We start from the raw sequence: 8,399 nt of genomic DNA on the forward strand, positions 1-8,399 counted from the left end.
ATGACCGCCAGGTCAATGCCCTCCTCTTTCAAGGCACCTTGCTCGCTCTGGCGGGCGCTCGCTTGCGTATGCTCAACCTACAATTCAATCTCGGCTGACGTATGGGGCTGGCGTTGTGTTATTCTAGAACAGACGTTCGTGAATAGTGCGCGGGGCCTTGCCTTGCGCTGTGCTTGGCAAAAGACGAGGGGAGGCTGGCTTGGTTATCTTGGGTATCGACCCTGGTTTGGCCCATACGGGCTGGGGGATTATCGAGGAGCGACGTGGCGAGGTTCGCTGCCGTGCCTACGGTTGTATCGAGACCAGCGCGGGCAGCCCGCTCGCGGTGCGCCTGTCGCATATCGCCCACGACCTCAAGGGCGTCGTCGAACGCTACCGTCCCGATACCGCGGCTATCGAGAGCATCTACTTTGGCGCTAACGTCCGCTCGGCCATCCCCACGGCGCATGCCCGCGGTGCCGCGCTCGTGGCGCTTTCGGAATGCGCGCTCGAGATTGGCGAATACACGCCCATGCAGATTAAGCAGGCCGTGGTGGGCACGGGTGCCGCAGACAAGCGGCAGGTTGCCTACATGGTGCGCACGCTCACGCAGCTCGATCACGACCCTCACCCAGACCATGCCGCCGATGCCCTAGCTTGCGCCATCTGTCACGTTAACCTAAGCCGCACCCGGGCGCTTACCGGCGGCGAGTTCTATCAACAGAGAGGAACCGGATACTGATGATCTCCCAGCTCCATGGAACGCTTATCGAGGCCACGATGAGCTCGGCCGTCGTCGATGTGTCGGGCGTGGGCTTTGAGCTCGGTATTTCGGGCAGCACTGCCGCCACGCTGCCTACGCCCGGCGGTGAGGTTCGCCTCTATACCCGCATGCAGGTGCGCGAGGACGCCATGACGCTTTTTGGCTTTGCTTCCAAGGACGAGCGCACGATGTTCGATCGGCTCGTTTCTGTCTCGGGCGTCGGTCCACGCCTGGCGCTTGCCGTGCTTTCCACCTATACCGTGGGACAGCTGTATTCCCTGGTAATGGCCGAGGATGACAAGGGCATGGCCAAGGTGCCCGGTGTGGGCAAAAAGACCGCCCAACGCCTCATCTTGGAGCTCAAGAGTACCTTTGCCAAGGACAAGGGCTTTGTTCCGGTCGACGTAATTCCCGGTCAGGTTGCGATGCCGGTTCCCGCCGCCGCTCCCTCGGCGATCGATGACGCCCGCGCGGCGCTCCTTTCCATGGGCTTTAGCCCTCAGGAGACCGAGGTTGCCCTGAGCGGGTATGATGGGCAGGATATGCGTGTCGAGGATCTGCTCGGCGCGGCGCTTAAGCGACTCGGAATGGATGCGTGATGTGGGAAGCCGATGACTCTCAGGACCTGTGGGCGACGCCCGGCAACTCGCCGGCGGCATCCATGGCGCACGGTGAGCGCATGGTGGGCTCGGAGCTGACGCCCGAAGACCTCGATGTCGACCGTACCCTGCGTCCCCAGCGCCTGGACGACTACTGCGGTCAGGAGCATATCAAGCAGAGCCTTCGCGTGCTGATCGAGGCGGCGCAGAGCCGTGGCGAGACGCTCGACCACGTGATCTTCTCGGGTCCTCCGGGCCTGGGCAAGACCACGCTGGCTACCGTTATCGCCAACGAGCTGGGCGCTCAGATCAAGACGACGAGTGGCCCGGCCATTGCGCGTACCGGCGACCTCGCGGCTATCCTGACTAACTTGCAGCCGGGTGACGTACTGTTTATCGACGAGATCCACCGACTCAACCGTTCGGTCGAGGAAGTTCTGTATCCCGCGATGGAGGACTTTGCGCTCGATATCGTTATCGGTAAGGGTCCGGCGGCGCGCTCGATTCGCCTGGATATCCCTAAGTTCACGCTGGTGGCGGCAACGACTCGCTCGGGCATGCTGACCGGCCCGCTGCGCGACCGCTTTGGCATTTCGTATCGCCTGGATTACTACACGGTCGAGGAGCTTGCCCAGATCGTGACCCGCTCGGCGACCATCTTGGGCGTGACGATAGACCATCCGAGTGCGCTCGAGATCGGCTCGCGTTCGCGTGGCACGCCGCGCCTGGCCAACCGTCTGCTCAAACGCGTGCGCGACTATGCGCAGGTGCGCGGCAACGGTCCTATTGAGCTTGATATTTGCCGTCAGGCACTCGAGTTCTTCGAGATTGATGAGCTTGGTCTGGACTGGATGGATATTCGCATCTTGGAGACGCTCGCCAAGACGTTCTCCGGCCGTGCCGTGGGCCTGACGACCCTTGCCAGCGCGGTGGGCGAGGACCCGGGTACGCTCGAGGATGTCTATGAGCCCTATCTGCTGCAGTGCGGCTTGATGATTCGCACGCCCCAGGGCCGTCAGGCAACGCTTCGCACCTTTGAGCATTTGGGTATCGAGCCAGCCGTTTAGAGTCGGGTTTGTTTTGGCTAGTCTGTAGGCTATCGCTGAGCATTGGATAAACATATCGCCATTCATCGGTTACGGGTGTTTTACTATTGCGCGCCCGTGCTATGCTGAATTGGTCTTTTTCTCATCCGGTAACGAAAGGACCGCCCATGCCTACTGACATCGAAATCGCACGTTCCGTCACGCCGCTGCCCATTACCGAGGTGGCTAAGAACGCCGGCGTCGACGTAAAGCACCTGATTCCGTACGGCTTCGACAAGGCTAAGGTCGACTATTCGCTGCTCAACGAGCCGACCGATCACCAGGCCAAGCTCGTCCTCGTGACCGCCATCAACCCCACGCCCGCTGGCGAGGGCAAGACCACCACGACCATCGGTCTGGCCGATGGCCTGCGCCGTCGCGGTGTCAAGAGCGCTGTGGCCCTGCGCGAGCCCTCGCTCGGCCCCGTCTTTGGCGTCAAGGGCGGCGCCGCCGGCGGCGGTTGGGCCCAGGTCATCCCCATGGAAGACATCAACCTGCACTTTACCGGCGACTTCCACGCTATCGGTGCCGCCAATAACCTGCTGGCCGCCATGCTCGACAACCATATTCAGCAGGGCAACCAGCTCGGTATCGACGTCAAGCGCATCACCTGGAAGCGCGTCGTCGACATGAACGACCGCCAGCTGCGCCATGTTATCGACGGCATCGGCGGCAAGGCTCAGGGCGTGCCGCGCGAGGACGGCTTCGATATCACCGTTGCCTCCGAGGTCATGGCGATCCTGTGCTTATCCACGAGCATCAACGACCTCAAGGAGCGCCTGGGCGAGATTGTCGTCGGCTACAGCTATGCCGGCGAGCCCGTCCGCGCCCGCGACCTCAAGGCTCAGGGCGCCATGGCCGCGCTGCTTAAGGATGCGCTCAAGCCCAATTTGGTGCAGACGCTCGAGGGCACGCCCGCATTTGTCCACGGCGGTCCCTTCGCCAATATCGCCCACGGCTGCAACTCCATCATGGCCACGCGTATGGCCATGCGCTTTGGTGATGTCGCCATTACCGAGGCAGGCTTTGGCGCCGATCTGGGTGCCGAGAAGTTCCTCGACATCAAGTGTCGCATGACGGGCGTTCGTCCCAGCGCCGTCGTGATTGTCGCCACCGCCCGTGCGCTTAAGTACAACGGCGGTGTTGCCAAGGCCGACCTTAACGACGAGAACCTCGAGGCCCTCAAGGCCGGTATGCCCAACCTGCTGCGCCACGTCGACAACATTCAGAATGTCTACGGTCTGCCCTGCGTGGTCGCCATCAACCGCTTCCCGACGGACACTGAGGCCGAACTCGAGCTCATCGAGTCCGAGTGCCAGAAGCTCGGCGTTAACGTTAAGCTTTCCGAGGTCTGGGCCAAGGGCGGCGAGGGTGCGCTCGACCTGGCCGATGAGGTCATGCGCCTGATTGAGCAGCCGAGCGAGTTCAAGTTTGCCTACGAGGACGGCGCCGATGTTGCTGATGCCCTCGAGGCCGTCGCCACCAAGGTCTACCGCGCCGACGGCGTTGACTTTACGCCGGCTGCCAAGCGTCAGCTCGCCGAGCTGCGCGAGAACGGCTTTGGCAACCTGCCGGTGTGCGTCGCCAAGACCCAGTACAGCTTTAGCGACAACGCCAAGGCGCTGGGCGCCCCCGAGGGCTTCCGCATCACCGTGCGCGAGCTCAAGGTTTCCGCCGGTGCCCACTTTGTGGTCGCGCTGACTGGCAGCGTCCTGACCATGCCGGGCCTGCCCAAGGTCCCCGCGGCCGAGAACATCGACGTCGACAACGACGGCAACATCACCGGCCTGTTCTAAGCCTGCTGCTTATAGCCGCTTGCCCGCCCCGTCGTGCCCCAAGGCCCGGCGGGGCTTTTTGATCCTTAGGCACGCGCATGTCTTGTAGATACCGACGGCCTTTGCCCATCATAGGCTTTTGCGCGGGTAGAATGCATGGATAACTTGATGCTTACAGGCGACGGAAAGGAAACGTTGCATGGACCAGGACAAGACGGCTGTGATGGGCGGATATGGCTCCGCACAGGCTGGCGGCAGCGCCGATGCGACCCGCGTTGTGTCGAACCCCGGCAATGCTGCCCCCGATGCGACGCAGGCGTCCGCCGAACCCACACGAGTTATGGGCTATAGCGATACACCGCGGGATCCGTTTGATTATGCACCGCAGGACCCGTATGGCAATGCAACGCCGGACCCGTATGGCAATGCGGCGGCAGGCGCTTATAATAACCTGCCGCAAAATCCCATTCCGCAGCCTCAGCAGACGACGTATATGCCGCGCACGGCACAGTCCCAGCCTCGTTATGAGTCGCGCGATCCGTATGCGCGCCAGCCTTATCGTGAGTACCCCAAGTCGATTCCGCAGTATGGTGAGGACGAGGAAGAGGCGCCGTCGCGTTCGTCGAGTGTGATCAAGAAGATCCTCATTGTGCTGGCGATCTTCTTTGCCCTCTCGATTGTGTTTGCCATCGTGTCGGGCATGCTCAACAAGCGGGGGAGCTCAACGGCCGATACCACTGCCGAGCAAACCGAGTCCGCCTCGTCTAGCACCGTCGATCTGAGCGATATCCCGGAGCAGTACTGGTCCAACGCCAAGAAGCTCCTCAAGTCGCGCGGCGCCGATCTTTCGAATGCTGTGATTCTGACTGACGACGGCTCGACGCCTGTTGTCGATGCCAACTGGGTCGTCACATCTGCCTACTACAACGCTGACGGCAACCTGGAGGTCCAGCTTACGCGCAAGGACGGCTCGTCGGGCAATGCGTCCGGCGATCAAGGCACCACGGACAGCTCGAGCTCCAACACGCTGGAGGACCTGAGCAATAAGGCGCAGGAATTGGGAGACAAGGCGCAAGAGCTGGGCGATACGGCACAAAACCTGGGCGATACCGCGCAGAACTTGGGAGACATGGCGACGGATGCCTGGAACGCCCTACAAAACGGCATTTCGGGCGCACAGGGAAACTAGCGGCCGAGCGGCTAGAGCCTTAGCGGTGCAAACAAAAACGGGACGCAGGATCGCGTGACCGGGCGCATAGGCGCGCTGGTCGGCGGTCCTGCGTCCCGTTTTGCTGTCGATTACAGCTGCTCTGCCGGACGCTCGGGCGAGCTAAAGCCGGAGTCAAACGTGACGACGCATGATGCATCGGGCCTGCGCTCGTGCACGATGCGCGTGACGAGCTCCAGCAGCTCCTCGTCGGATATGTCAAAGCCGTCGGGACGCACCAGGTCAAACGAAACAAAGCCGTCGTGCTCGTGCAAGTCGTGGATGGAAAGCGCGGGGTCGATCTGCGCTACGCCGCGCTTGACCCAGCCGCGCAAGTCATCGCCGGTTGTTGCAATGGGGTCGCAGTGCAACGTGATGGCGATGCCCATCTGGCGTTTGATATCGTGTTCGATGGTGTCCAGAATCTCGTGGTGCTCAAAGGCATCGCCCTCGCCGGGCATTTCCACGTGTGCACTGGCAAACTGGCGGCCGGGGCCGTAGTCGTGCACCATGAGGTCATGAGTGCCCAGGACCTGGGGGTACGACATGATCCTGTCGCGGATTTCCTGGACGAGTTTGGGGTCGGGCGCTTGTCCCAGCAGCGGGCTGATGGCGTCGCGCACCAGGCCCATGCCGCTGATGCAAATGAAGATGCCCACGCCCAGGCCCGCCCAGCCATCGAGGTCCAAGCCGGTCGTTTGCGAAATGAGCGCCGCCGCCAAGACCGAGCCCGAGGCGATGACATCGTTTTTGGAATCCTGCGCCGTGGCGATGAGCGTCTCCGAGTCGATGCGATTGCCCAGCGTGCGGTTGAACGCCGCCATCCAGAACTTGACGAGCATGGATGTAGCCAGTGCCGCAAGGGAAACGAGTGTGTAAGCGGTGGGGGAGGGCTTGATGATCTTGGTAACGGACTCGAGCACCAGGTTGATGCCGACGGCACAAACGAGGACGGCGACAACCAGACCGGCGAGGTATTCGTAGCGGCCGTGGCCATAGGGGTGGTCTTCGTCTGCCGGGCGGCTGGCAAGTCGGAATCCGAGCAGGCTCACGATGTTGCTCGACGCATCGGAGAGATTGTTGAAGGCGTCGGCGATGAGCGAGACGGAGCCGGCGAGTAGGCCCGCGATGCCCTTGGCCAGACACAGGGTAATGTTGAGGCCAATGCAAATGAGGCTTGCGGCAAAGCCCGCGTTGGTACGGCGAGTCGTATCGACCGGCTCGTCCTTGCTGCCGGGAACAAGCGTATGTACCAGCCGATTTACAAATAGCATGGCGATCGTCCTCACAATCATGGTTAAGGGGATAGTGTAGCTCGCATGGGCGCACCGTGCGCCGGTGCTCAGAAAATGCAGTAATGGTCTGCTGGAGCTAACGAGCGGCCCTTCTTGTCCGACCGGGTGCTCCATTTTGGGCCACATGGGTATGGGCATGTGCCTGCCTGCCCGACATACTTAATGTCGACAGCCCCTGCGCAGAGGAGGACGTATTCATGGACGAGATGTTTGCCATTAAATGCCAAAACTGCGGCGGCCCTATGTACTCACACCAGGCTAAACGCAGCTTTGAGTGCGCCTATTGCGGCACGGTCGTTCCGTGGCAGGCCGATGCGGGGGAGCCCAAGAGCGCCCTGGGCATTCGCCATACGCCACTGACGGTTGTCGATGGACTGCTTAAGCTCACCCACGTGTCGCAGCTCGAGCGCCCGGAGGACCCGGACTGGTATTTCTTTAATTCACACTGGCGCAATCAGTCGGTTCTGGAGCATCTGCTGTGGGAGGACCGCGGCACGGCGCAGGAGTTCCAAGAAGCCACGCACGTGAGCATTCCCTGCCCCTTCTGTGGAGCGTCCTTTGAAGGCGAGTCCACTCAGCGCGTGCTTGAGTGCCCGTCCTGCGGAAATAAGATCGGCGTTGCCGACCTACTCAAGCCCGGTACCTTTAGCAAGCGTCTGACCATGGGCGTTGGTGCCGAGTACGTGCCTGAGCAGGGTATTCCTTGCGAGATAACGCCGCAGCAGGCACGTGCCAACGCGCTGCAGCTGGTGCGCCAGTATCCCGATGCCTTTGCCGGGCACGACGTGGAAGACGCGATTCAAAATGACATGTCGCTCTTCTACTTCCCCATGGCGCTCGCGGATTTGCGCATGATGGCGTCCTTCCCGGGCAAGGGGCTGAGCAAGGAGACCCTGGTGTACTACGAGGTGCTCGACTGGGCGTATCCGCGGGCAAACTACCTGGACGTTCGCCTTATGGGCATTTTGGAGCCGTGGGACTTTGCCAAGGTTGGGCCGTTCGATCCCGCTATGCAGGAAGGCGACTTCCGCGTTGTCTCCGTCGATGCGTCTACCAAGGACCAGGTGGTCATTGATAAGCTGGCGCTCGACATTGCCGGCAACGATGCCGAGGCGGTGCTGGGGCTCAATAAAAAGAGCATCCGCACCTGGGCGCGCAAGGCTCGCAAGCATAAGGACGGCCTGGTGATGGTGCCGGTCTACTTTGTCGATCGCCCGGCGACGGACAGCCGCGATGGCGAGCAGGTGCGCATTGCCGTAAACGGCCAGACGGGCCGCGCGGCCGCGGCGGTGTTTAGCGACAAGCGTGAGACGCATGTGGTGGCGCCGCTCAACCCGAGTCTGCATCTGTCCGGAGAAAGCACCGTGCACGCCACGCCCATCGAGGTCAAATACGTTAAATCGCCCTTCCTATACCAGATCGTGCGCCGTGGAGACGGCGAACAGCCGCGTCAGGTGGCAGCGGTTGCCGAGGGTTCCTACCGAGAAGAAAAGCCCAAACGTCGCGGCCTGCTGGGTGCGCTATTTGGTAAGTAGGGGAGTGGTGTCAGTTGGCGCTGCGATCCGATAGCTAGAGGAACGGGGCAGCTCGCAGGAGTGCGGACTGTCGTCTGATTGTTTGAGGTTGATTTCCGATCTCAGCCGAACACATTGAGCAAATAGGCCATTCCCGCAGTTAGCCGAACGCCCCCGCGGCC

General features: G+C 61.7%; 7 protein-coding genes. 6 read left to right on the forward strand and 1 reads right to left on the reverse strand.

What is annotated here, in order from left to right; genetic code table 11:
* Nucleotides 1-199 precede the first annotated feature (199 nt).
* The 5 genes from ruvC (at nucleotide 200) to ABHR75_RS06020 (ending at nucleotide 5,390) form a co-directional block, all read left to right on the forward strand.
* Nucleotides 200-721, forward strand: a complete 522-nt coding sequence (gene ruvC, locus ABHR75_RS06000) for a crossover junction endodeoxyribonuclease RuvC (protein WP_117639774.1) — start codon at nucleotides 200-202, stop codon at nucleotides 719-721.
* Nucleotides 721-1,341 (forward strand): Holliday junction branch migration protein RuvA, encoded by a 621-nt coding sequence (gene ruvA / locus ABHR75_RS06005; RefSeq protein WP_225093764.1) that lies wholly within the window; start codon nucleotides 721-723, stop codon nucleotides 1,339-1,341. Before ruvC ends, ruvA begins: the two co-directional genes overlap by 1 nt.
* Complete coding sequence (ruvB, locus tag ABHR75_RS06010) at nucleotides 1,341-2,408, forward strand: Holliday junction branch migration DNA helicase RuvB (protein ID WP_118079537.1); 1,068 nt, start codon at nucleotides 1,341-1,343, stop codon at nucleotides 2,406-2,408. The genes ruvA and ruvB overlap by 1 nt, the downstream gene beginning before the upstream one ends.
* 146 nt (nucleotides 2,409-2,554) lie before the next feature.
* Nucleotides 2,555-4,222 carry a formate--tetrahydrofolate ligase gene (locus ABHR75_RS06015; RefSeq protein ID WP_346963872.1) on the forward strand — a complete coding sequence of 556 codons (1,668 nt, stop codon included), beginning with the start codon at nucleotides 2,555-2,557 and terminating at the stop codon, nucleotides 4,220-4,222.
* Nucleotides 4,223-4,400: 178 nt separating this feature from the next.
* On the forward strand, nucleotides 4,401-5,390 hold the full coding sequence (locus ABHR75_RS06020) for a chromosomal replication initiator protein DnaA (RefSeq protein ID WP_346963873.1): 990 nt from the start codon (nucleotides 4,401-4,403) through the stop codon (nucleotides 5,388-5,390).
* 110 nt (nucleotides 5,391-5,500) lie between these two features.
* Here ABHR75_RS06020 and ABHR75_RS06025 read toward each other — a convergent pair whose 3' ends face one another.
* A complete protein-coding gene (locus ABHR75_RS06025; protein ID WP_346963874.1) occupies nucleotides 5,501-6,682 on the reverse strand; it encodes a cation diffusion facilitator family transporter in 1,182 nt (393 codons plus the stop codon).
* A gap of 218 nt (nucleotides 6,683-6,900) precedes the next feature.
* Here ABHR75_RS06025 and ABHR75_RS06030 point away from each other — a divergent pair, with 218 nt between their 5' ends.
* Nucleotides 6,901-8,238 carry a TFIIB-type zinc ribbon-containing protein gene (locus tag ABHR75_RS06030; protein WP_346963875.1) on the forward strand — a complete coding sequence of 446 codons (1,338 nt, stop codon included), beginning with the start codon at nucleotides 6,901-6,903 and terminating at the stop codon, nucleotides 8,236-8,238.
* The last annotated feature ends 161 nt before the right edge of the window (nucleotides 8,239-8,399 follow it).

This window comes from Collinsella aerofaciens (assembly GCF_039752955.1).
Classification (GTDB): domain Bacteria; phylum Actinomycetota; class Coriobacteriia; order Coriobacteriales; family Coriobacteriaceae; genus Collinsella; species Collinsella aerofaciens_BI.